A 20,568-nucleotide genomic window follows, 5' to 3' on the forward strand; every position below is an offset into this window, starting at 1 on the left:
CGATCGCTAGGCTGGCCGCGGACGACGAACCGGGAGGAGCACGGACGTGGCCGAGAGCACCATCCAGCAGCACCCGCCGACGGGCTGGGACAAGCCGGAGCTGGACCTCAGCACCGCCGAGTGGCAGTCCAGCAGCCGAGGGCTCGGGGATGTCCAGATCGCCTTCGTGGAGGGCTTCATCGCGATGCGCAACAGCGGCCGCCCCGAGAGCCCTTCCCTGATCTTCACCCCCGCGGAGTGGGGTGCTTTCGTGTCGGGAGCACGGGAGGGGGAGTTCGACCTCACCTGAGTCCTCGCCCGCCGAGTCCTCGCCCGCTGCCGGATCTCCGGACACGCGGCCGGTGAACCCGCCCCCGGGCCGCCCTCTGCGTCAGGCTGAGTTCTGAGAGCTCCGCACACAGCCGCGTCCCGGAGGCGAGGATTCATGAGTACCGAGCCGGTCATCGCGGCCGTCGACGGATCGGACGACAGCCTGCGCGCCCTGGACTGGGCACTGACCGCCGCACGGCTGCGCGCGGCACCGCTGCGCGTGGTCCATGTGCGGCAGTACGGGCCCTGGGCACAGCCCGGCGCCCTGGTCGCCGGACCCCCGGCGCCGGCCGAGGACCCGGTGCTCGAGGAGGTCAGGGCGCGTCTGGACGACAGAACCGACCGTCCGGTCACCGATTACCTGGCCGTGGACGGCTTCCCGGCCGCGGTCCTGCCGGAACTCGGAGCCGACGCCCAGCTGATGGTGGTGGGCTCGCGGGGCCGCGGCGGCTTCGCCGCCCTGTTGCTGGGCTCCACGAGCCTGGCCGCCGCACGCGACAGCGCCCGCCCGGTGGTCGTGGTGCCGCGCCCGGGCCGCGAGGTGCACGAAGGGCCGCCCGTCGCGCCCGGTCGGCGTGTGGTCGTCGGTCTGCACGTCGACAGCCCCGCCGAGGCCACCCTCGCCTTCGCGTTCGCCGAGGCGGCCCGCCGCGACGCCCGGCTGCACGTGATCGCCACCCATCCCTGGCCGCCGTTGGAGATCTGGCCGGCGCCCGGCGAACTCATGCCTCCGGCCGTCGACGAGGACGCCGTCGAGGACGCGGTCCGGACCCTGGCCGCGGGCCTCCTGGGCCCCCACCACGCACAACACCCGGATGTGCCGGCCGACCTCTCCACACCTCCCGGCGACGCGGCGGGCCACCTCGTCGCGGCGTCCCGGGGCGCCGAACTGGTCGTGGTGGGCCGCCACCGCCGCCGCCTCCTCGCTCCCGCCCGCATGCTCGGCTCGGTGACCCAGGCGGTCCTGCTGCACGCGGCGTGCCCCGTCGCGGTGATCCCACCCGACGTGGAGCCGACCGGATGAATGTGGCGAACACGCCGCGACCGACCCGGGCCGATGGCATGATCATGCCGGAGGTGGAAGGCCATGGCACTGAACGCCGACGACCGGACGGCCGTCACCGAGCTGCTCTCCCTGCACGGGCACCTGTTCGACGCCGGTGAGCTGGACCGGCTCGACGAACTCTTCACGGACGACGTCGTCTACGACGTCACCGACTTCGGCCAGGAGCCGCTGGCCGGCATCGCCGCCATCCGTGAGGCGACCCTCGCTCTCGGCGCGGCGAATCCGGTCGCGCACCACATCACCAACGTCGTCCTCACCGAGATCACCTCCGGGCAGGTGCGCGCCCTGTCCAAGGGGCTCGGCGTCCACACAGACGGCACCTGCGGAAGCGTGACCTACGACGACACGGTCGTACGCGGCCGGGACGGTTGGCGGATCAGCCGGCGCCGGGTGATCGCGCGGCGCGTCCCGCTCGGCGGAGCGTGACCGGCTCAAGCGCGGCGCGCATGATCGGTTCAAGCACGGCGCGCATGATCGGTTCACGCCCGGCGGAGCGTCATCGGCCTCGTCAGGGGGCGGGCCCGGTTTCGCGGTCGGGCACGTACCATGGCGGCATGTCCTTCCTCCGCCGCCGCAGTGCCACTCCCGCCGGGCCCGACTTCGACGTACTGGCCATGGACCCGGGTGACTGGCCGGGCAATCTCGGTGCCGGTCTGCTGCCCGCGCCCGACGGCAGCTGCCAGGGCGTCTTCCTGCGCTACGACCTCTTCGGCGGTCGCGGCCCGGCGATGATCATCGGTAATCTGCCGGAGGGCTCCCCGGCCCGCGACGTCGCCGAGGGCGAGGTCCCCTTCGAGGTGGCCCAGCTGCTGCTCGCGCTGGAGAACGACGAGGAGGTCACCGTCGTCGGCAGCGAGGACATCCCGGTGATGCAGGGTGACAACCTCCTCATCGTGCGCCGGCTCAAGCTCTCCGAGGGCCGGATCTCCTGCGTCCAGTTCGACCGCAGCGACGGCGTCCTGGTGACCATCGCCGCCTGGGACCGCCCTATCACGGACGACCTGTACGCGCTGCTGAAGCCCCTGCCCGCGGAGCTGTTCCAGCAGGGCTGACAGACACGCCCGAAGGCACTTCAGGGCCGGGACCACCCGTGGTCCCGGCCCTTCCTTTCGTCCTACGACGCCGACGGCACCACCCGCACGTCCGCCGCCCGGACGAACGCCACCCGGTGGCCGAACTGGATCTCGTAGTACAGGTCCTTGCCGGTCACCACCCGGTGCGAGTCCGTGGTGAAGGTGGTCGAGTAGTAGTACTCGCCCGGCACCACGCCGCCGATCGCGTACCGCTGGCCCGCGGGCAGCCGGTACGGCAGCGCCGAGACCGACTGCACGGGTACCCCCTCCGGGTACGCCTCCTTCTCGGGGTAGGCGCGGCCGTACACCCGGATGTCCGTGAGACCTTCCCGGGGCGTCACCACGAACCCGGACGCGTTCACCGCCGTGGGCTGTTTCTTCGGGTTCCTGAACCACGCCTCCTGGCCCAGGTACCAGATCGCCGTCCAGTCCCCGTCCCGGTCCGCGACCGCGTACCGCTGGCCCGTGGAGGCCCGCGAGCCGACGTCGTTCACGTCGATCGTCGAGTCGCCGCCCTTGGGATGCAGACCGATGTCCCTGATCAGCGGCGCGGACTCGTCAGGAGCGCTGTACAGCCGGACCTCGCTGGAGCCGTGCGCCGCGCAGGGCTCGCCCGCGGTGGCGCAGCCCGTGTACGGCGGCTGGTTCGCCGCGTAGTCCGGCAGGATCGTCACCAGCCCGCCCTTCGGCCCGGCCGTGGCGTGGAACGGCCTGCCCAGCAGCTCGAAGTAGTGCCGCCAGTCCCAGTACGGGCCCGGGTCCGTGTGCATCCCCGGGATGTACGACGACGTCGGGCCCGGAACGTTGTCGTGGCCGAGGATGTGCTGACGGTCCAGCGGGATGCCGTACTTCCCGGCGAGGTACCTCACCAGCCGCGCCGACGAGCGGTACATCGCCTCCGTGTACCAGGCGTCCGACGAGGCGAGGAACCCCTCGTGTTCGATGCCGACCGACGCGGCGTTGACGTACCAGTTGCCCGCGTGCCAGGCCACGTCCTTCGCCTTCACGTGCTGGGCGATCAGTCCGTCCGTGGAGCGCACGGTGTAGTTCCACGACACATAGGTCGGGTCCTGGACCAGCTTGAGGACGCCGTCCCACCGGCCTTCCGTGTCGTGGATGACGATGTACCTGATGCGTTGCGAGCCCGGCCGGTCCGCCAGGTCGTGGTTGCCGTAGTCGTTGTCGCCGAACTGCGCGTACGGTGCCGGGATCCACTCGCAGGACGCAGTCCTCGGGCACTCGGTCCCGTCCGCGTCGGCCGCGCGCAGCCCGGCGCGCCCCAGCTGTGCGGTGTCGGGCGCGAGGTCCGGCTCCGCGGCGAGCCGTACGCTCTCACCGGTGTCCGTGATGCGCTGCTCGCCCTCGCGCAGCACCGCGAAGACGTCGTTCGCGTACGCGGCCGCCGTGGCGGTGTCGTCCGCGCCGGAGAACTCCGCCACCGCCCCGTACCAGTCGGCCGGGTCGGCGCTCAGCGGCTCACCGAGGTGCTGCTGCGCGGCGGCGAGCAGGGCGGCCCCGCCCGCGATGTTCGCCGCCGGGTCGGTGCGCATCCGCTCGGCCGGCAGGCCGGTGAGCGTGGCGGCCCGGGTCAGCGTCGTCAGCCGGGCCGGCAGCTGCGCGTCGGCCGGTACCTGCGTGGTGGGCAGCAGCACGGGACGGGCCTGGTCGCCGCGCGCGTCGTCCGCGCCCTCGCTGCGGTGCGCCGCCTCGGCGGCGATCGCGGTGCGGGCGTCCGTGAGATGCATGGGGCCGTAACCGCCCGCGACGCTCGGCGCGCCGCCGTGTGTGTCCCAGCGGGACTGGAGGTAGGAGACGCCGAGCAGCACGCTGCGCGGTACGTGGTACTGGGCGGACGCGGCGGCGAACGCGCTCCGCATGCCGGCAGGGGTGTCCTGCGCGGAGGACGGGGCGGCGCCCAGCAGCGGGAGCAGCAGCGCCGCCGAGGCGACGGCGCCCGCGGTGCGTCTGTGCCCGGCGGGGGCATGGGGGTCGGTGGTGGATCCTCGCAATGCAGCCTCCTGGGACGGTCGGGCGCTCTGGGGCGTGCGGGGGCCGAACGTCCGTCAGTGGTACTCGGTGACCGACGATCCGTCAATCATGCCTGCGGCCAGGAGAATTCCCACGTCAGCAGCGGTTGCCGGGAGTTTCGCGGCGGCGGTGACAGGGCCTGCGGGGCGTCACTGGCGTGGACCAATGAGCCGACCGCAGGCCGCCGAAGGTCCCTGTCCGGCCGGACACGACGAAGGTCCGCGGTGCGCCACTTTCGTGAGCGCTCCGCGGACCTACGTCCCCGTCAGCGAGTGCCGACCGCCGCTCGCACGGCCCGCCGGGCCATCTGACAGTCGTCGTGCAGCCGCCGCAGCAGCAGCCGCTGCTCCTCGCCGGACGGCGCAGCGCCCGGGTGGGCCACTCCCGGTGCCGCCGGGGTCGTGTCGTGCATCGAACGCTGCACGGCCGTCTCATACGTGCGGATCTCGCGGGTCAGGACGAGCATCAGGTTCACCAGGAACGCGTCGCGCGACGCCGGTCCCGCCGACTGTGCGATCTGGCTGATCTGACGCCGCGCCACGGGGGCGTCGCCGAGGACGGCCCACAGCGTCGCCAGGTCGTACCCGGGCAGGTACCAGCCCGAGTGCTCCCAGTCCAGCAGCACCGGGCCCGCCGGCGAGAGCAGGACGTTCGACAGCAGGGCGTCGCCGTGGCAGAACTGGCCCATGCCCTGCCGGCCCGCCGCGTGGGCGATGCCGTGCAGCAGCTTCTGCAGATCGCCCATGTCCCGGTCCGTGAGCAGCCCCAGATCGTGGAAGCGCGAGATCCGCTCCGCGTAGTCCAGCGGGGCGCCGAACGTGCCCGCCGGGGGACGCCACGCGTTCAGCCGGCAGATCGCGCCCAGTGCCGCCCGGATGTCCGCGCGCGGCGGCGCCTCCACCGGATGCCGCTGCAGCGCGGCCACCCGGCCGGGCATCCGCTCGATCACCAGGGTGCAGTTGTCAGGGTCCGCCGCGATCAGTCGAGGCGCCCGCACCGGAGGGCGGTGCCGGACGAACGACCGGTACGCCGCTATCTCGTGCCTGAAGCGCTCGGACCACATGGGGGAATGGTCGAGTAAACACTTGGCCACGGCCGTACTGCGCCCCGTGGTGCCGACGAGGAGCACGGAGCGCCCGCTTCGGCGCAGTACCTGCACCGGTGTGAACTCCGGGCAGATGCGGTGCACCGAGGCGATCGCCGTGCGCAGTTGCGCGCCCTGGGGGCCGGACAAGTCGATTCTCCCGCTGAGCGGCTGGGTGCCGACGCCCGGGACGCGCCGTGTCATGCCGGCGCCGAGCACGGGGGCCGCCGGTCGCGCGGGCTCGAGGTAGGGGCCGCCGGCGCCCGGGCGGGGGCGCAGCGGCCGGGGCGGGGCGGACACGGAGGACGATACTGCGTACATAGGTGAGACAGATCCCTTCGTGTGCCTGCGAATTCCGCGCCCGCCCGGCCCGGCCGCCGCCGGCACATCCTGGGGAATGTCCCTGCGGCGACCGGGTCGGGGTGGCGCGTTCCTACCTGACACCCGATGGGCCGTGGCACACCATCTGGCGCACCCTGGCGAACCCTGGCGAATAATCCCGCTGCAACTGACAGCGGGCTACTGTCAACTCAGCCGAGAACCTGGGGGCTTGATGTGAGCGGACAACCCAACACCCGCCTGGCGGACCTGTTCGGCCTGACCGGCTGGTCCAAGGGTGAACTCGCGAGGATGGTCAACCGGAAGGCGGCGGCCATGGGCCACCCCCAGCTGGCGACCGACACCTCGCGGGTGCGGCGTTGGATCGACATGGGAGAGATCCCGCGCGATCCCGTGCCGCGGGTGCTGGCGGCGCTGTTCACCGAGCGACTCGGCCGTGTCGTGACCATCGAGGACCTCGGTCTGGTCCGGCACGGGCGCACGGGGAGACGGCGTGACGAAGGGAGTGCGAAGCACCCCGACGGAGTGCCATGGGCGCCCGAGCGGACGGCTGCGGTCCTCACCGAATTCACGGGAATGGACCTCATGCTCAACCGACGCGGCTTGGTGGGCGCGGGTGCCGCGCTCGCCGCGGGATCCGCACTCAGCAGCGCCATGCACGACTGGCTGCGCACCGATCCGGCCCTGGCGGCCGACGCCCCCCGCTACGAAGACCCCCTGCACGCCGACCCCGCCGGGTTCGACCGTTACGAGGCCGCCCCCATCGGGTCGCAGGAGGTCGAGGAACTGGAGCGCTCGGTGGAGGTGTTCCGGGCCTGGGACGCGGCCCGCGGCGGCGGCCTCCAGCGCAAGGCGGTCGTGGGACAGCTCAACGAGGTGGGAGGCATGCTCGCCTACCACCACCCCGACCATCTGCAGCGCCGCCTGTGGGGCGTCGCCGCCAACCTCGCCGTTCTCGCGGGCTGGATGTCGCACGACATCGGCCTGGAGCCCACGGCGCAGAAGTACTTCGTCATCGCCGCGCACGCGGCCCGCGAGGGCGGCGACCGGCCCCGCGCCGGGGAGGCGCTCTCCCGCGCCGCCCGGCAGATGGTGCACCTCGGCCGTCCCGACGACGCCCTGGACCTGATGCAGCTCGCCAGGTCGGGCTCCGGCGACGAGGTGCTGCCGCGCACCAAGGCCATGCTCTGCACCATCGAGGCCTGGGCGCAGGCGTCGATGGGCAAGGGACAGGCCATGCGGCGCACCCTCGGCGAGGCGGAGGACCTGTTCGTCTCCGACAAGGGGGACGTTCCGCCGCCGAGCTGGATGCAGATGTTCGACGAGGCGGACCTGCACGGCATGCAGGCCCTGGCCTACCGCACCCTCGCCGAACACGAGCCCGGCGCGGCCCACATCGCGCAACGCCACGCCAAGGAGGCGCTGGAGCTGCGCGGAACCGGCCGGGACCGGTCGAAGATCTTCGACCACATCTCCATGGCGTCCGCCTGCTTCATCGCCGACGACCCGGAACAGGCCGACCGCTACGCCCGCCTGGCCCTGACGTCCATGGGGGCGAACTCCTCGCAGCGCACCTGGGACCGGTTGCGTGAGATGTACCGGCTCACCGCGCAGTACTCGAGCTATCCGAAGATCCAGGATCTGCGTGAGGAGATCGAACAGGCCCTCCCGAAGGGCGTGTCCAAGCCGAGAGGCGGCAACTGGGCACAGGCATAAGGGGCCTGTGCGTCCGCGTCGGCAACAGGGCGGAGCCGTCCTGCCCCGTCTCCCCGACCGTCAGGAGACCACCCTGGCGACGAGCACGCACGCGTCGTCCTCGCGCCCGCTCTCGCCGAACTCCTGCACGACAGTCCGTACGCAGTCCTGGGCCGTGCGGTCCGCGCGGAGGCGCGGAGCCAGGTCGAGCAGCCTCCGCACGGCCTCCGTGCCGGTGTGCCGCGGGACCAGCCCGTCGGTGTGCAGGAGCAGCAGGTCGCCTTCCCGAAGCGTCTCCTCGGCCTGCCCGTAGGCGGCTTGGGACCTCGCCCCGAGCAGGACGCCCTCGGGTCCGACCAGCGCGCGCCCCGTCCCGTCGCGGAACAGCAACGGGGCGGGGTGCCCTGCCCGCGCCCAGCTCAGGGTGCGCGTGGCGGGCCGGTAGCGGCAGCACACCGCGCTGCCCAGGGCCGGCTGGTCGGAGGCGTCCAGGAGCTGGTTGAGCCAGCCCAGGAGCCGGCCGGGCGCGGTGCCGGCCATGGCCATGCCCCGGAGGGCACCGATCAGGGTCGCCATGCCGGAGGCCACGGTCATGCCGTGGCCGGTGAGGTCGCCGGCGCCGAGCAGCGTGTCCCCGTCGGGCAGGTCGAACGCGTCGTACCAGTGGCCGCCGATCGGCGCGCTCGCGGACGCGGGCAGATGGCGGGCGGCCAGGTCCAGGGCGCCGGTGCCCTGTCGCGGGAGCCGTAGCGAGCCGCACCGCGGCGGCAGCACGGCCTCCTGGAGCGCGGCCGCGAGCCGGTGTTCGGTCCGGGCCTGGTGGCGCTGCATCGCGTCGCCGGTCTCGCGTACCGTCCGTTGGCTGCGGCGCAGTTCGCTCACGTCCCGCAGCACCGCCCACATCGAGGCGGTGCTGCCGTCGACGTCGAGCACCGGCTCGCCCATCATGTGCACCGTGCGGACCTCGCCGTCGGGGCGACGGATCCGGAACTCCCCGTCGATGGGCTTGCCGTCCACCAGGCAGTCCGTCACCATCGCCGTCAGCAGCTGCCGGTCCTCGTCGTGCACCAGCGAGGGCAGTTCGTCGAGGGTGAGCGCGGGGGACGAGGGTTCGCGGCCGAGGATCTGGTACAGCTCGCCCGACCAACTCGCCTCGTCGGTCAGCAGGTTCCACTCCGCGCTGCCGACCCGGCTGAGCAGGGAGCCGGCGGACGGGGCAGGAGGGCCGACGGGCGCGGGAGACGGGCCGTCGCGAAGCTGCGCCAAGTGGGCGTCGAGGTCGTTGAGTTGGTGCAGCGCGAGGTCGCACAGCGCCCGCTGCCACCGGCCCTCCAGGTCCGCGCCGTCCTCGGGTGCCTCACGCCGTACGGCGTCCACCTCGCCGCGCAGCCGCCGGGTCTGCGAGATGAGCGCGTCGACCGAGTCGCGGCCGGGCGGAGGAGGGGCGGGGCGGTCCGCGGAGAGATGGGGTGGCATGACGCGCTCCGATGCGGGGACGGTTCGACCAGGTCCGGCGGAAGGACCGTTACGACTGTGGCACAGCCGACGACGGGGCGTAAGGGATTTGGCAACACCCGATACGGTGGTGCTTCTGGCATATGCCAAAGGCTTGCGGAAGAAGTGGTCGGAGCCGGTGACGTGCCAGTCCGGCCGGTCAAGTCGTAGGGAAGGTACGCCACTTGACGTTCGCGGTACAGACGTCAGGTCGTGCACGTGTACGGGTGATGAATGTGTGTACGGGTCCTGAGGCTGTCAGTGGTCATCGAACCCGTACAGCTCGGGGCGCGGTGCCAGGGTGACCGCCTCCCGGGCACCGCTCTCCTGCGCCCGCACGCCCGCCTCGGCGACCACGGAGGCCGCATAGCCGTCCCAAGCGGAGGGCCCGGTGACCCGCCCCTGCCGGGTGGCGTCGACCCAGGCCTGTACCTCGCGGTCGTAGGCGTCGGCGAACCGGACGAGATAGTCCTGGGCGACCTCCTCGCGCGCGCCGTCCGCGGTCGTGACGACCATGGAGTGCCCGTCGCCGATGCGGGCACTGCCGCCCTCGCAGACGGCCTCGCAGCGCACCTGGTAGCCGAAGCCGCTGTTGACGAAGATCTCCACATCGACGAGGGCACCCCCCGACGTCTCGAACAGTACGAACTGAGGGTCGAGCAGGCCGTCCGGAGCGTTCGAGGACGGCCCGGGGCGCAGCACGGTCACCGCGGTCGGCTCCTGGCCCAGCAGCCAGCGGGCGGCGTCGATCTCGTGCGAGACGGAGCTGTTGATCAGCATGGCGGTGGTGAAACCGGGAGGTGAGGAGACGTTGCGGTGCGTGCAGTGCAACATCAGCGCCCTCCCCAGCCGGCCGCTGTCCAGCAGCGACTTCAGCCGCAGGTACTCGGCGTCGTAGCGGCGCATGAACCCCACCTGCGTGAGGCGCCGGCCGAGCCGGGACTCCGCCTCCACCACGCGCAGCGCCCCGGCCGCGTCCGGCACCAGCGGCTTCTCGCACAGCACCGGCAGCCCGCGCCCGAAGGCCGCGAGCAGCGCCTCCTCGTGGGCCGGGCCCGGTGAGGCGATCAGCACGGCCTGGACGCCGGGCGCGTCCAGCGCGGCCTCGGGGTCGGCGTGCACGGCTACGCCCTCGACACCGGCCGCGGCCTCCTCGGCGCGGTCCGTCTCGGGATCCGCCACGGCCACCACCCGCGCTCCGCTCACCACGCGGTCCAGTCGGCGTATGTGGTCGGCGCCCATGTGTCCCGCACCCAGTACCGCCACGCCCAGCAGATCGCCCATGTGCCCCGCCCTCCCTCTCCGCGGACCGTCCCCGGCAGGGTAGACCGCGGAGAGGGAGGGCCGGGCAGAAGCCTCGGCAGGGTGAGCGGCTCAGTAGCGGAGCACCCCGGCGATCCCCTGTGCGTCGCCCAGGGCGCCGTCGGGGACGAAGCGGACGTCGGCGCCGGTGTCCAGGCAGCGCTCCACGATCTCGTCCACGATGTCCTCGCGGGCGTCCAGGTCGCCGCTCTCGGCCGGCACCAGATGGTCGCCGCCGTCGGCGCGGACCGCGACGCGGTAGTTCTCCTCCACCGCCAGGAGCTGGATGCGTCCGTCGGAGGCGTTCTGCCAGACCTCGTCGACGCCGGCGGCGAACGCCTTGCGGCCGCGGGCCGACTCCAGCTCCCGGCCGACCGTCTCGACGGTCCTGTGCTCCTCGGAGGCGATCACCGGCTGGACGGCCTGCCACACGGCTTCGGGGGTGCCGTGGGCGAGTCCGCCGTGGCGGACGTGGACCGCGTCCTTGGTGACGGTGCCGAGCTCGTCCAGAACGGACAGCGCGGCCTGCTCGCCGACGACGTAGAGGGGGCGCGGATACCGGCGCATGATCCTGCTCATGGCGTTGTCGGCCTCGCGCAGGAAGCGGCGGGTCGTCTCGTCGCGGGACGCGCTCGGCATGTCGCCGATCTGCATCTGGCGCTCGGCGTCGAAGTTCTCCCTGCTCCGGGTGAGGGGAAAGCCGCCGGCGCGCTCCTCCGCGACGTGGCCGGCACCGCCGTTCCACAGCGCCACCCGGTCGGCCGAGACCGTGAGCACCCAGAACGGCCGCTCGGCGACCTGCGCGGCCACCAGGTTGCGGGTCAGGAAGGTGTCCGAGAGCACCACACGCTCGGGCACCGTGCGGGCCAGCGACCACACCTGGTGTTCGCCCGGTGCGGCGAAGATGACCAGGCCGTCCTCGGCGTGTCCGAGGTCGACCTCGGCGAGCGCCCGGTCGAGCTGGTCCGCGACGTCGATACGGCGTTCCCTGGGGACCGCCGGGTCGGCCTCGAGTTGCTTCTTGGCGTCGGCCAGCGCGTTGCGCAGCCGTACCCGGTCCTCCGCGTGCTCGGTCGCGCGGCGGTGCGTCGGCGTCAGCACCGACACCGCGGGGTAGGGCCGCGGCCGGCGCAGTTCCGCGAGAGTCGTGGGACTGAGGGCGTGCTCCATATCAGCACCTTAGGACCGATTCGCTTGTCGGGCATTCGGGGCAATTGTGTGAAGAGTGATTATTGTGGCATTCGACTGTGCGGCGGCGCCGTCCCATGAGCCGACGGCTCCCCGAGAGGAGCCGGAACGTTGGGAAACTCTTTGCCCGTGGCCGAGACCTGACGGCCGCGTCCCCGGATGAAGCCCATCGGCGCGTACGCGAGACGTAAAACCCGGCCGAAACAGTGAGGAGAGGAAGCCCTGCCGGGTCGCGGACGCGTTGACCGCCTGCCGCGGCATGACACACGCTCGACATATAGCTGCTCGATACAACTGGTTTGTCGGGGTCAAGCTCGATCCTTGCGAAGCCGCAGGTGAACGGAGTGTCCCCGAAGATCGGACGCGGGAGGCAACAACATGTGCGGCATCACCGGGTGGGTTTCCTACGACCGTGATCTGCGGACCGAGACCGCGACACTGGATGCGATGACGCGGACCATGGCCTGCCGGGGTCCCGACGACAGCGGCACCTGGATCGGCGGCGCGGCCGCCCTCGGCCACCGCAGGCTCGCGATCATCGACCTGCCCGGCGGACGCCAGCCGATGACCGCCGAGACCCCGGAGGGCACCGTCGCGCTCGTGTACTCGGGGGAGACCTACAACTTCACCGAGCTGCGCCGTGAGCTGACCGCCCTGGGCCACCGCTTCACCACCGACTCCGACACCGAGGTCGTTCTGCGCGCCTACCTCGAGTGGGGCGACGGACTCGCCGAGCGCCTCAACGGCATGTACGCCTTCGCCGTCTGGGACGGCCGCCGCGACACACTCGTGATGATCCGCGACCGCATGGGCATCAAGCCCTTCTACTACCACCCGACCTCCGACGGCGTCCTCTTCGGCTCGGAACCCAAGGCGATCCTCGCCAACCCGCTGGCCCCCGCCCGCGTCCGCCTCGACGGGCTGCGGGAGCTGCTCGCACTGGTCAAGACGCCCGGGCACGCCGTCTGGGACGGCATGCGCGAGGTGGAGCCCGGCACCGTCGTCACGGTCGACCGGCAGGGCGTACACCGGCGCGTCTACTGGCGGTTGGAGACCCGGCCGCACACCGACGACCGCGACACCACCATCGCCACCGTCCGCGCGCTGCTCGAGGACATCGTGCGCCGCCAGCTCGTCGCCGACGTACCGCGCTGCACCCTGCTGTCGGGCGGCCTCGACTCCTCCGCGATGACCGCGCTCGCCGCCCGGCAACTGGCCGTGCACGGCGAGAAGGTGCGCAGCTTCGCCGTGGACTTCGTCGGACAGGCCGACCACTTCGTCGCCGACGAACTGCGCGCCACCCCCGACGCGCCGTTCGTGCACGACGTGGCCCGTGCCTGCGCCACCGACCACCAGGACATCGTGCTCGACGCCCAGGCCCTCGCCGACCTCGACGTACGCGCCAAGGTCATCCGCGCCCGCGACCTGCCGATGGGTCTGGGGGACATGGACACCTCGCTCTACCTGCTGTTCCAGGCGATCCGCGAGCAGTCCACCGTCGCGCTGTCCGGGGAGTCCGCCGACGAGGTCTTCGGCGGCTACCAGCAGTTCTTCGACGAGGAGGCACGCCGCGCCGACACCTTCCCCTGGCTGGTCCGCTACGGCCGGGACTGGGGCGAGGACGCCGACGTCCTGCGCCCCGACCTCACCGAGACCCTGGACCTCAAGGCATACGTCGCCGACGGTTACCGCACGGCCGTCGCGGACATCGCGCGCCTGGAGGGCGAGAGCGACTTCGAGTACCGGATGCGGCAGATCTGCCACCTGCACCTGACCCGCTTCGTACGGGTCCTGCTCGATCGCAAGGACCGTACGAGCATGGCGGTCGGCCTGGAGGTGCGGGTGCCGTTCTGCGACCACCGGCTCGTCGAGTACGTCTACAACACGCCCTGGGCGCTGAAGTCCTTCGACGGACGCGAGAAGAGCCTGCTGCGGGAGGCGGCCGCGGACCTGATCCCGAAGTCCGTGTACGACAGGGTCAAGAGCCCCTACCCCTCCACCCAGGACCCCAAGTACGCCCTCGCCCTCCAGGAACACGCGAAGGACCTCCTCGCCCGCCCCTCGCACCCCGTGTTCGACCTGGTCGACCGCGAACGGCTGCGCCGGGCCGCCCACCGCGACACCCCGCAGATCACCCAGGCCTCGCGCCACGGCCTGGAACGGGCCCTGGACCTGGCCCTCTGGCTGGACCTCTACACCCCGGAGCTCTCCCTCACCTGAGTCCTGCTCAGCCGGGCGGCTCCGGGCCGCTGGAACTGCCGTTCGGACGGCAGATCCGCGTAAGCATGGTGCCTCCCGGGACGCCCCGGCTGCGGATCCGGCGGCAACCCTGTGATCACCATGGGCGGACCCTGCGGCGCGCGCCTGGCGGACAGGCGGAACGGGCGGACCTGCCGCACCCTCCGCCGCCCGCGACGGCCTTCCCGCCGGTTCGACAACCGTGCCACTCGATGGGGTGAAAGGCAGATAAGCCATAACTCGGATGGTTCGTCTGCGTTTTATGAGGTGCGGGCGAGTGCTCGCGACCATGTCTGGAAGGCAGGGAACCTATGAATCGGGTTACCCGGAATGGTTTGATCGCCGTGGCCGCCGCCTCGGGGGCGATGGCCGTGGCGCTGCCGGCGCACGCGGACTCCGCGGCGGACGGTACGGCAGCGGGTTCGCCCGGGCTGATCTCCGGCAGCACCCTCCAGGTCCCGGTGCACGTGCCGGTCAATGTGTGCGGCAACACCGTGGACGTCGTGGGGCTGCTGAACCCGGCGGCGGGAAACGCCTGCGAGAACCGGGGCGCGGGCCGGTCCGGCGCCGGGCAGGGGACGGTGTCCGGGGGCGGTGCCACCGCGCACACCGGCGGAAAGGATTCCTCGGGCGCACTCTCCGGCAACGGCCTGCAACTCCCGGTCGACATCCCCGTGAACGTCACCGGCAACTCGGTCAGCGTCGCCGGGGCCGGCAACGCGTCGGTGGGCAACACCTCCACGAACACCTCGAGCACGGCCCGCCCCGCCGCACCGCCGAAGGCGCACACCCCCGTGCGGACGGCGCCACCGGTGCAGCAGGCCCAGGTCACCCTCGCCCACACGGGCGCGGACGTGACCCTGCCCGCGCTCGCGGGAAGCGGGGCCCTGCTGCTCGGCGGGACGCTGCTGTACCGGCGCTTCCGGTCGTCAGCGACCCGCTAGCGCCCCACGGGCAGCGTTGGCCCCGTCGCGAGGGCCGGCCAAGAGCACGCACCGGACACCGCTCCTTGACAGGCGAACTCTGCCTGCCGGGTCACCAACCGACCCGAGCGCATCAGCGGAACGCCCCGCCGCACCGACAGGCGGCGGGGCGTTCGGCACCCTCGGTGCCGATGCGGACCGAGTGCGGTCGGGTCGCACCGAAGAACGGCGTGCTCCCACGCCGTCGCGTCACCGTCCGCCATGGAACACGAGGCCGCGGTGGACGCCCTCACGGGTGAACCAGGCGCTCCCAGCCTGCTTCCTCAACGTCCGCCCATGGACAGGGAATTGGCTGAGCCATGGATCAGCGGGCCCACGCTGGCGCACGTCCCCCGGATCGGGAAGGATGCTGGCGGCGCGGCCGGGTCCCTCCGCCGTGCCCGACCCCCCATGGAAGGAAGCGCGACGATGAGCTCTGCGGGTCCCGATGACCTGGTCGTCACCCGGGCCACGCTCGACGACTGGCCGGTGATCAGCGGCTGGGCCGCGGACGAGGGCTGGAACCCCGGTCTGTCCGACGGCGCCGCCTTCTTCGCCCAGGACCCCGAGGGCTTCTTCATCGGCCGGCTCGACGGCGAGCCCGTCTCGGCGGTCTCCGTCGTCACCTACGGCGCCGACTACGCCTTCCTCGGCTGCTACCTCGTACGGCCGGACCTGCGCGGTCGCGGCCTGGGACTGACCACCTGGAAGACGGGGCTGGCCCACGCCGGCGACCGTACGGTCGGCCTCGACGGCGTGGTCGCCCAGCAGGACAACTACCGCCGCTCCGGCTTCGAAGCGGCCCACCGCACCGTACGGTTCACCGGAGCCGTCCCCACCGGGGAGTCCGTGTCCGGCGTGCGCCCGGCCGAGAGGGCCGACTTCGACGCCATCGCGGCGTACGACAGTGCCTGCTGTCCCGCCGACCGCCCCGGCTTCCTGAAGCACTGGCTCACCACCCCCGGCCACCGGGTCTTCGTCCGTCCCGGCGACGGCCGCCTCACCGGTTACGCGGTGATCCGGCCCGCCCGCGACGCGCTGCGCATCGGGCCCCTGTTCGCCGACAGCGCCGAGGACGCCGACGCCCTCTTCGCAGCGCTGGCCGCCGAAGCCGCGGGACGGGAGATCGCCGTCGACGTGCCCGAACCGAACACGGCGGCCGTCGCCCTCGCCGAACGCGCGGGCCTCACCCCGTCGTTCGAAACAGCGCGCATGTACACGGGACCGGTCAGATCCTTCGCCGAGGAGCGCGTGTACGGGGTGACCACCCTGGAACTCGGCTAGTTCGCGCCCCACGTCGGTGGACGCGCCGGTGCAAGGGCGGCCGAACGCCCCATGGTCACGATGTATTACGGTTCCAGCACCTGCCCCGGACGCTGGAGTGAGCCATGGATCACGCTGCCGTACTGGCCCTGTACGACCGGGACATGCGGGAGGGCGCACGGCCCGACGAGCCCGGTGCCCGCATCGAGCGGGACACGGCGGTGGTCCGCCGGACCGGCCCGCCGCACGGCTGGAACGGAGTCGTCTGGTCGGACCTGGACGAGACCACGGCGGACACCGCGATCGCCCAGCAGGTCGCGTACTTCACCGGGCTCGGCCGCGAGTTCGAATGGAAGCTGTACGGGCACGACCTCCCGGTGGATCTCGGCGAGCGGCTGCGGGCGGCGGGGTTCACCCCCGAGCCCGAGGAGACACTGATGGTCGCGGAGGCGGCCGACCTGACCCTCGACGTCGAGGTGCCCGACGGCATTCGGATCGTGCCGGTCACCGATCCGGCGGGCGTCGACCTCGTGACGGACGTCCACGAGAAGGCCTTCGGCACGGACGGCACCCGGCTGCGCCACCAGCTTCTCGCCGGGCTCGCCGGTGACCGGGACGACGTCGTCGCCGTGGTGGCCCTCGCGGGCGACGAACCGGTGAGCTCGGCCCGTCTGGAACTGGTCCCCGGCACCCGCTTCGCGGGACTGTGGGGCGGCGGCACCGTCCCCCACTGGCGGGGCCGAGGCCTCTACCGTGCCCTGGTCGCCCACCGCGCCGAGGTCGCGGCCTCCCGCGGCTACCGCTACATCCAGGTCGACGCGACCGACCAGAGCCGTCCGATCCTGACCCGCCTCGGCTTCGAACCCCTGACCACCACGACGCCCTACGTGTACAAGCCCTAGCCGGCGTGGGGAGCCGTTGACGGCGAGCGGCGGCACCGCCGTCGACGGCCGGGCGTCGGTGAAGCAGGGCAGGAACGGCCGAGCCCCGCACGGGCGCCGTCCAAGGTGTCGGGTGGGGCGGTGCAGCCTGGCACCGGCGTGCCCTCGACCAGCGGATGGCGGGGCGGCTGCGCGATCGCCCGGTCCCGGACGGCCGCCGCGAGGGCGCGCAGGCGGGCCCGCGACGCGGAGCCGTCCGGCAGCGCGCCCGCCGCGGCCGCGACCGACGCTTGCCCGGAGGCCCGGAGGCCCGGAGGCCCGGAGGCCCGGAGGCCCGGAGGCCCGGAAGCCCGGAGACTCGCAGACCCGGAGAACCGCAGCCCCGGCGACCGGGGTGACCACGCGCAAGGGGGCCGATCGGGCTTGGCGCCGGCCCGATCGGCCCCGTTGGTGATGCGGCTCCGCGTCCAGGGGCGCGTACCCCGGGACGAACCGGTCAGCGATGGACCGTTCAGCGATGAGCTGTCTTCGCCCGGTCCAGCGCCGCGATGCCGAGTGCCGCCAGAGCGATCTGGATGAGCCACTCGATCCAGTCCACTCCCTTGGTGTCGGCCACGCCGACCGCGGAGGCGATCCCGGCGCCTATCAAAGCTGCCACGATGCCGACGACGATCGTCCACAGGATGCCGATGTGCTGGCGTCCGGGGACGACGAGCCGCCCCAGGACGCCGATGATGAGCCCGATGACGATGGCACTGATGATGCCCGAGATCTCCATCTCCGCCCCTCTTTGTGAAGCGTCTGTCGTACGACATGTGCCCGCTCTGCGTGGCAACACTCCTGTTCGCTTCAATCGCGGGTCAATGGAGGGTCAATCCTCGGCCTGCCAGGAGGGCGTTCTCATGACCGGGCCCCGTCCTGCCATGTACCGTTCAACAGTCCGTCGCACGGGCGGCGTATGAAGGAACTCTACGCGCGCAGACCCGCGACGGAGCTCTACGCGCGCAGACTGGCACCCGCAACCGCTCCTCTCCCCAACTCCCCATGGAGGTTCGCCGGATGCTCGGACTCACCAGGCCCCGCCACAGACTCGCCACGGTCCTCACCGTGTGCGGCCTGCTCGCCACGGGGACCGCCGTCCAGGCCACCACGGCCGCGACCGAGGCCCACGCGGCCACCCCGCACCGCGTCCTGTTCGACAACGCGCACGCGGAGACCGCCGGCAACGCCGACTGGATCATCTCCACCAGCCAGCCCGACCCGCTCGGCCAGGACTCCACGCCGTCCGCCGAGACGGACTGGACCGGAGCCCTCTCCTCCTGGGGCGTCGCCCTGCAGAAGACCGGCAACTACAGCCTCAAGACACTGCCGTCGGGCTCCAGCCTCAGCTACGGCGGTTCCTCCTCGCTGGACCTGACGAACTTCGACACCCTCGTCCTGCCCGAACCGAACACCCTCTTCACCACCGCCGAGAAGACGGCGATCATGAACTTCGTCAAGAACGGCGGCGGACTGTTCATGATCTCCGACCACACCGGCGCCGACCGCAACAACGACGGCTACGACGCGGTCGAGATCCTCAACGACCTGATGACCAACAACAGTGTCGACTCCACCGATCCGTTCGGCTTCTCCATCGACTCGCTGAACATCACCTCCGGCTACCCGGCCGCGATCAGCGACAGCACCGACCCGGTGCTGCACGGCTCCTTCGGCACCGTCACCAAGAGCCTCATCGCCAACGGGACCACCGCCACGCTCAAGCCGTCCGACAACTCCTCCGTCAAGGGTCTGCTCTACCGCAGCGGCTACTCGGGCAACACCGGCGCCTTCTTCCTGACGTCCGCCTTCGGCAGCGGCCGGGTCGCCTTCTGGGGCGACAGCTCACCCATCGACGACGGCACCGGCCAGTCCGGCAACACGCTGTACGACGGCTGGAACGACTCCGGCGCCACCAACGCCGCCCTGGCCCTGAACGCCACCGAATGGCTGTCCGGAGCGAGCGGCAGCAGCGGCGGCGGAACCGGCGGCGGAGGCTCGACCTCCTGCACCGCCGCCCAGCTCCTCGGCAACAACGGCTTCGAGTCCGGCAGCACCACCTGGACCACCAGCAGCGGCGTCATCACCAACTCCGGCAGCGAGTCGCCCCGTACGGGCTCGTACTACGCCTGGCTGGACGGCTACGGCTCCGCGCACACCGACACCCTCTCCCAGACGGTGACCGTCCCGTCCGCCTGCACCTCCGCCACCCTGAGCTTCTACCTGCACATCGACACGGCGGAGACCACCACGAGTACGGCGTACGACACGCTCAAGGTCCAGCTACTGAACAGTTCCGGCACGGTCCTGAGCACCCTGGCGACGTACTCCAACCTCAACGCCGCCGGCGGTTACACCCAGCGCAGCTTCGACCTGGCGGGCTACGCCGGACAGACCGTCACCCTCAAGTTCACCGGCACCGAGGGCTCCAGCCTCCAGACGTCGTTCGTCCTCGACGACACGGCGCTCAACGTGAGCTGAGCCGCACGGGGGTGGGCCTGTCGCAAAGGGCCCACCCCCTTACCGCGGTGGTCTGCCGCCGGCCGTCCGGAGCCGGTCAGGAGGTGGCGGACCTGCGCTCGAACACCACGTCCCGGGCCGTGCCGAGCGCCGTCGCCAGCGCGCCGAGCAGCACCGCGTCCTCGCCCAGCCCGCTCGGGGCGATCCTCGGGCGCAGCGGAGTGAGGGTGCGCAGCGTCTCCCGCACGGGACGCAACAGCAGGTCGACGCTGTGGCCCACACCGCCGCCCAGCACTTACGGCTACGCGGACAAGAACTCCCCGGGCCGCCACCCCATCGAGTGGCCCCTGGCCTGGCTGGCGCTCGGCTGCATGGCGTTCGTGGTGTGGGCCCGGCTGGAGAAGGTCTGGCCGTTCGGCCCGAAGGAGATCAGGGAGGAGTACGTCAGGACCGCGCTGGCGGACGCGGAACCGGCGGGCACCTGAGAACGGGACGGGGCGGAGCCACACCCCCTGGGGAAGGGGCACCCTCGGTGGCCTGACCCCCGGGTGGGGATCGCCCGATGGCAGGGTCCCCCCGGTCGCAGTCGTGAGTCGCCTCCATTCGACGGCGGAGTCACACCCACCCGGTGGCGGCCAGCACCTCTCGCGTGATGTCGACGACGTCACGCCCGTCGGTCGCCACCCGCACGGTGTCGACGGGCGCCCGCGCGTCCAGCAGCCGCGCCTTGTACGTGCTGGCGCGCAGCTCCTGCTCCAGCTCCGACCCGAGTTCACGGCCCTTCAGTCGGAGGGCGATCGTGTCGTCGGCCGCGGTCAGCAGCACACGGACGAGCCGAGCCTGCGGGCCCATCGCCCGCCGGAACATGCCCGCGGACTCGTCGAGCACGCTGACCGTGTTCGTGTAGACGAGCCGCCGACAGCCGAGCGAGGCGTAGTTCCGCCACACGGCGGTGAGGTTGCGTTCGGTGATCTCGGCGCGGTGGGGATCACCGTCCGGCGCCGGGTGCACCTGTCCCATGAAGTCGCCGTCGATCACGGCGTGGGCGACTTCGGCGGCCCGCAGCCGTGCCGACACCTCCCAGCCGACCGTCGTCTTGCCGACACCGGCGCGTCCACCGATGAGCAGCGCTTCCGCGTGATCCATC

Annotated in this window: 17 protein-coding genes and 2 pseudogenes; 11 read left to right on the forward strand and 8 right to left on the reverse strand. The window is 72.0% G+C overall.

Translation table 11 applies throughout. The features are described 5' to 3' along the window. Window positions 1-46 precede the first annotated feature (46 nt). The 4 genes from N8I84_RS37125 to N8I84_RS37140 all read left to right on the forward strand — a co-directional run bounded on the left by N8I84_RS37125 (window position 47) and on the right by N8I84_RS37140 (window position 2,427). The gene (locus N8I84_RS37125) at window positions 47-289 is read left to right on the forward strand and encodes a DUF397 domain-containing protein (RefSeq protein ID WP_200419588.1); all 243 of its coding nucleotides are present in this window, start codon (window positions 47-49) and stop codon (window positions 287-289) included. A gap of 135 nt (window positions 290-424) precedes the next feature. Then, window positions 425-1,333, forward strand: a complete 909-nt coding sequence (locus tag N8I84_RS37130) for a universal stress protein (RefSeq protein WP_263233886.1) — start codon at window positions 425-427, stop codon at window positions 1,331-1,333. Window positions 1,334-1,396: 63 nt separating this feature from the next. Then, the gene (locus tag N8I84_RS37135; protein ID WP_263233887.1) at window positions 1,397-1,801 is read left to right on the forward strand and encodes a nuclear transport factor 2 family protein; all 405 of its coding nucleotides are present in this window, start codon (window positions 1,397-1,399) and stop codon (window positions 1,799-1,801) included. 128 nt (window positions 1,802-1,929) lie between these two features. Continuing rightward, window positions 1,930-2,427: a hypothetical protein gene (locus tag N8I84_RS37140; protein ID WP_103844891.1), complete on the forward strand. Its 498-nt coding sequence runs from the start codon at window positions 1,930-1,932 to the stop codon at window positions 2,425-2,427. A 62-nt stretch (window positions 2,428-2,489) separates the two neighbouring features. Here the strand turns inward: N8I84_RS37140 and N8I84_RS37145 are convergent, their stop codons facing one another. Then, window positions 2,490-4,457 carry an N-acetylmuramoyl-L-alanine amidase gene (locus N8I84_RS37145; protein ID WP_263233888.1) on the reverse strand — a complete coding sequence of 656 codons (1,968 nt, stop codon included), beginning with the start codon at window positions 4,455-4,457 and terminating at the stop codon, window positions 2,490-2,492. Between the two features lie 284 nt (window positions 4,458-4,741). Continuing rightward, the gene (locus N8I84_RS37150) at window positions 4,742-5,881 is read right to left on the reverse strand and encodes an aminoglycoside phosphotransferase family protein (protein WP_263233889.1); all 1,140 of its coding nucleotides are present in this window, start codon (window positions 5,879-5,881) and stop codon (window positions 4,742-4,744) included. A gap of 234 nt (window positions 5,882-6,115) precedes the next feature. On the opposite strand from N8I84_RS37150, the gene N8I84_RS37155 reads away from it, so the two are divergent. After that, window positions 6,116-7,615, forward strand: coding sequence for a DNA-binding protein NsdB (locus tag N8I84_RS37155; RefSeq protein WP_263233890.1), 1,500 nt, complete (start codon window positions 6,116-6,118; stop codon window positions 7,613-7,615). 60 nt (window positions 7,616-7,675) lie between these two features. Here N8I84_RS37155 and N8I84_RS37160 read toward each other — a convergent pair whose 3' ends face one another. The 3 genes from N8I84_RS37160 to N8I84_RS37170 form a co-directional block, all read right to left on the reverse strand. Further along, on the reverse strand, window positions 7,676-9,070 hold the full coding sequence (locus N8I84_RS37160) for a PP2C family protein-serine/threonine phosphatase (RefSeq protein ID WP_263233891.1): 1,395 nt from the start codon (window positions 9,068-9,070) through the stop codon (window positions 7,676-7,678). 276 nt (window positions 9,071-9,346) lie between these two features. Beyond that, on the reverse strand, window positions 9,347-10,372 hold the full coding sequence (locus tag N8I84_RS37165) for a Gfo/Idh/MocA family protein (RefSeq protein ID WP_263233892.1): 1,026 nt from the start codon (window positions 10,370-10,372) through the stop codon (window positions 9,347-9,349). 90 nt (window positions 10,373-10,462) lie between these two features. Next, window positions 10,463-11,560 (reverse strand): baeRF3 domain-containing protein, encoded by a 1,098-nt coding sequence (locus N8I84_RS37170; RefSeq protein ID WP_263233893.1) that lies wholly within the window; start codon window positions 11,558-11,560, stop codon window positions 10,463-10,465. A gap of 396 nt (window positions 11,561-11,956) precedes the next feature. On the opposite strand from N8I84_RS37170, the gene asnB reads away from it, so the two are divergent. From asnB to N8I84_RS37195, 4 genes are all read left to right on the forward strand, one after another. Next, a complete protein-coding gene (gene asnB / locus N8I84_RS37175; protein ID WP_263233894.1) occupies window positions 11,957-13,798 on the forward strand; it encodes an asparagine synthase (glutamine-hydrolyzing) in 1,842 nt (613 codons plus the stop codon). A 353-nt stretch (window positions 13,799-14,151) separates the two neighbouring features. Beyond that, window positions 14,152-14,760: a chaplin gene (locus N8I84_RS42890; RefSeq protein ID WP_313884318.1), complete on the forward strand. Its 609-nt coding sequence runs from the start codon at window positions 14,152-14,154 to the stop codon at window positions 14,758-14,760. A gap of 447 nt (window positions 14,761-15,207) precedes the next feature. Next, window positions 15,208-16,062, forward strand: a complete 855-nt coding sequence (locus tag N8I84_RS37190; protein ID WP_263233895.1) for a GNAT family N-acetyltransferase — start codon at window positions 15,208-15,210, stop codon at window positions 16,060-16,062. Between the two features lie 104 nt (window positions 16,063-16,166). Then, window positions 16,167-16,943 (forward strand): GNAT family N-acetyltransferase, encoded by a 777-nt coding sequence (locus N8I84_RS37195; RefSeq protein ID WP_263233897.1) that lies wholly within the window; start codon window positions 16,167-16,169, stop codon window positions 16,941-16,943. A gap of 490 nt (window positions 16,944-17,433) precedes the next feature. Here N8I84_RS37195 and N8I84_RS37205 read toward each other — a convergent pair whose 3' ends face one another. Continuing rightward, window positions 17,434-17,700, reverse strand: a complete 267-nt coding sequence (locus N8I84_RS37205; RefSeq protein WP_263233898.1) for a GlsB/YeaQ/YmgE family stress response membrane protein — start codon at window positions 17,698-17,700, stop codon at window positions 17,434-17,436. 281 nt (window positions 17,701-17,981) lie between these two features. Between N8I84_RS37205 and N8I84_RS37210 the strand changes: the two genes are divergently transcribed. Then, on the forward strand, window positions 17,982-19,442 hold the full coding sequence (locus tag N8I84_RS37210) for an immune inhibitor A (protein ID WP_263233899.1): 1,461 nt from the start codon (window positions 17,982-17,984) through the stop codon (window positions 19,440-19,442). Between the two features lie 76 nt (window positions 19,443-19,518). Here N8I84_RS37210 and N8I84_RS37215 read toward each other — a convergent pair. Then, window positions 19,519-19,716, reverse strand: a pseudogene (locus tag N8I84_RS37215) (sugar kinase); the annotation flags it as partial. Between N8I84_RS37215 and N8I84_RS37220 the strand changes: the two are divergent. Further along, window positions 19,691-19,906: pseudogene (locus tag N8I84_RS37220) on the forward strand (amino acid permease); the annotation flags it as partial. The pseudogenes N8I84_RS37215 and N8I84_RS37220 overlap by 26 nt on opposite strands. A gap of 130 nt (window positions 19,907-20,036) precedes the next feature. On the opposite strand, the gene N8I84_RS37225 reads toward N8I84_RS37220, so the two are convergent. Then, a complete protein-coding gene (locus N8I84_RS37225; RefSeq protein ID WP_263233900.1) occupies window positions 20,037-20,567 on the reverse strand; it encodes an ATP-binding protein in 531 nt (176 codons plus the stop codon). Window position 20,568: the final 1 nt, after the last annotated feature.

This window comes from Streptomyces cynarae, from assembly GCF_025642135.1.
Classification (GTDB): Bacteria; Actinomycetota; Actinomycetes; order Streptomycetales; family Streptomycetaceae; genus Streptomyces; species Streptomyces cynarae.

What these genes read in the sequence shown, in the direction of transcription:
- N8I84_RS37130 (WP_263233886.1), top strand. Translation starts at nt 425, where the DNA reads ATGAGTACCGAGCCGGTCATCGCGGCCGTCGACGGATCGGACGACAGC.
- N8I84_RS37135 (WP_263233887.1), top strand. Translation starts at nt 1,397, where the DNA reads ATGGCACTGAACGCCGACGACCGGACGGCCGTCACCGAGCTGCTCTCC.
- N8I84_RS37140 (WP_103844891.1), top strand. Translation starts at nt 1,930, where the DNA reads ATGTCCTTCCTCCGCCGCCGCAGTGCCACTCCCGCCGGGCCCGACTTC.
- N8I84_RS37150 (WP_263233889.1), bottom strand. Translation starts at nt 5,881, where the DNA reads ATGTACGCAGTATCGTCCTCCGTGTCCGCCCCGCCCCGGCCGCTGCGC.
- N8I84_RS37160 (WP_263233891.1), bottom strand. Translation starts at nt 9,070, where the DNA reads ATGCCACCCCATCTCTCCGCGGACCGCCCCGCCCCTCCTCCGCCCGGC.
- N8I84_RS37165 (WP_263233892.1), bottom strand. Translation starts at nt 10,372, where the DNA reads ATGGGCGATCTGCTGGGCGTGGCGGTACTGGGTGCGGGACACATGGGC.
- N8I84_RS37170 (WP_263233893.1), bottom strand. Translation starts at nt 11,560, where the DNA reads ATGGAGCACGCCCTCAGTCCCACGACTCTCGCGGAACTGCGCCGGCCG.
- asnB (WP_263233894.1), top strand. Translation starts at nt 11,957, where the DNA reads ATGTGCGGCATCACCGGGTGGGTTTCCTACGACCGTGATCTGCGGACC.
- N8I84_RS37190 (WP_263233895.1), top strand. Translation starts at nt 15,208, where the DNA reads ATGAGCTCTGCGGGTCCCGATGACCTGGTCGTCACCCGGGCCACGCTC.
- N8I84_RS37195 (WP_263233897.1), top strand. Translation starts at nt 16,167, where the DNA reads ATGGATCACGCTGCCGTACTGGCCCTGTACGACCGGGACATGCGGGAG.
- N8I84_RS37205 (WP_263233898.1), bottom strand. Translation starts at nt 17,700, where the DNA reads ATGGAGATCTCGGGCATCATCAGTGCCATCGTCATCGGGCTCATCATC.
- N8I84_RS37210 (WP_263233899.1), top strand. Translation starts at nt 17,982, where the DNA reads ATGCTCGGACTCACCAGGCCCCGCCACAGACTCGCCACGGTCCTCACC.
- N8I84_RS37225 (WP_263233900.1), bottom strand. Translation starts at nt 20,567, where the DNA reads ATGGATCACGCGGAAGCGCTGCTCATCGGTGGACGCGCCGGTGTCGGC.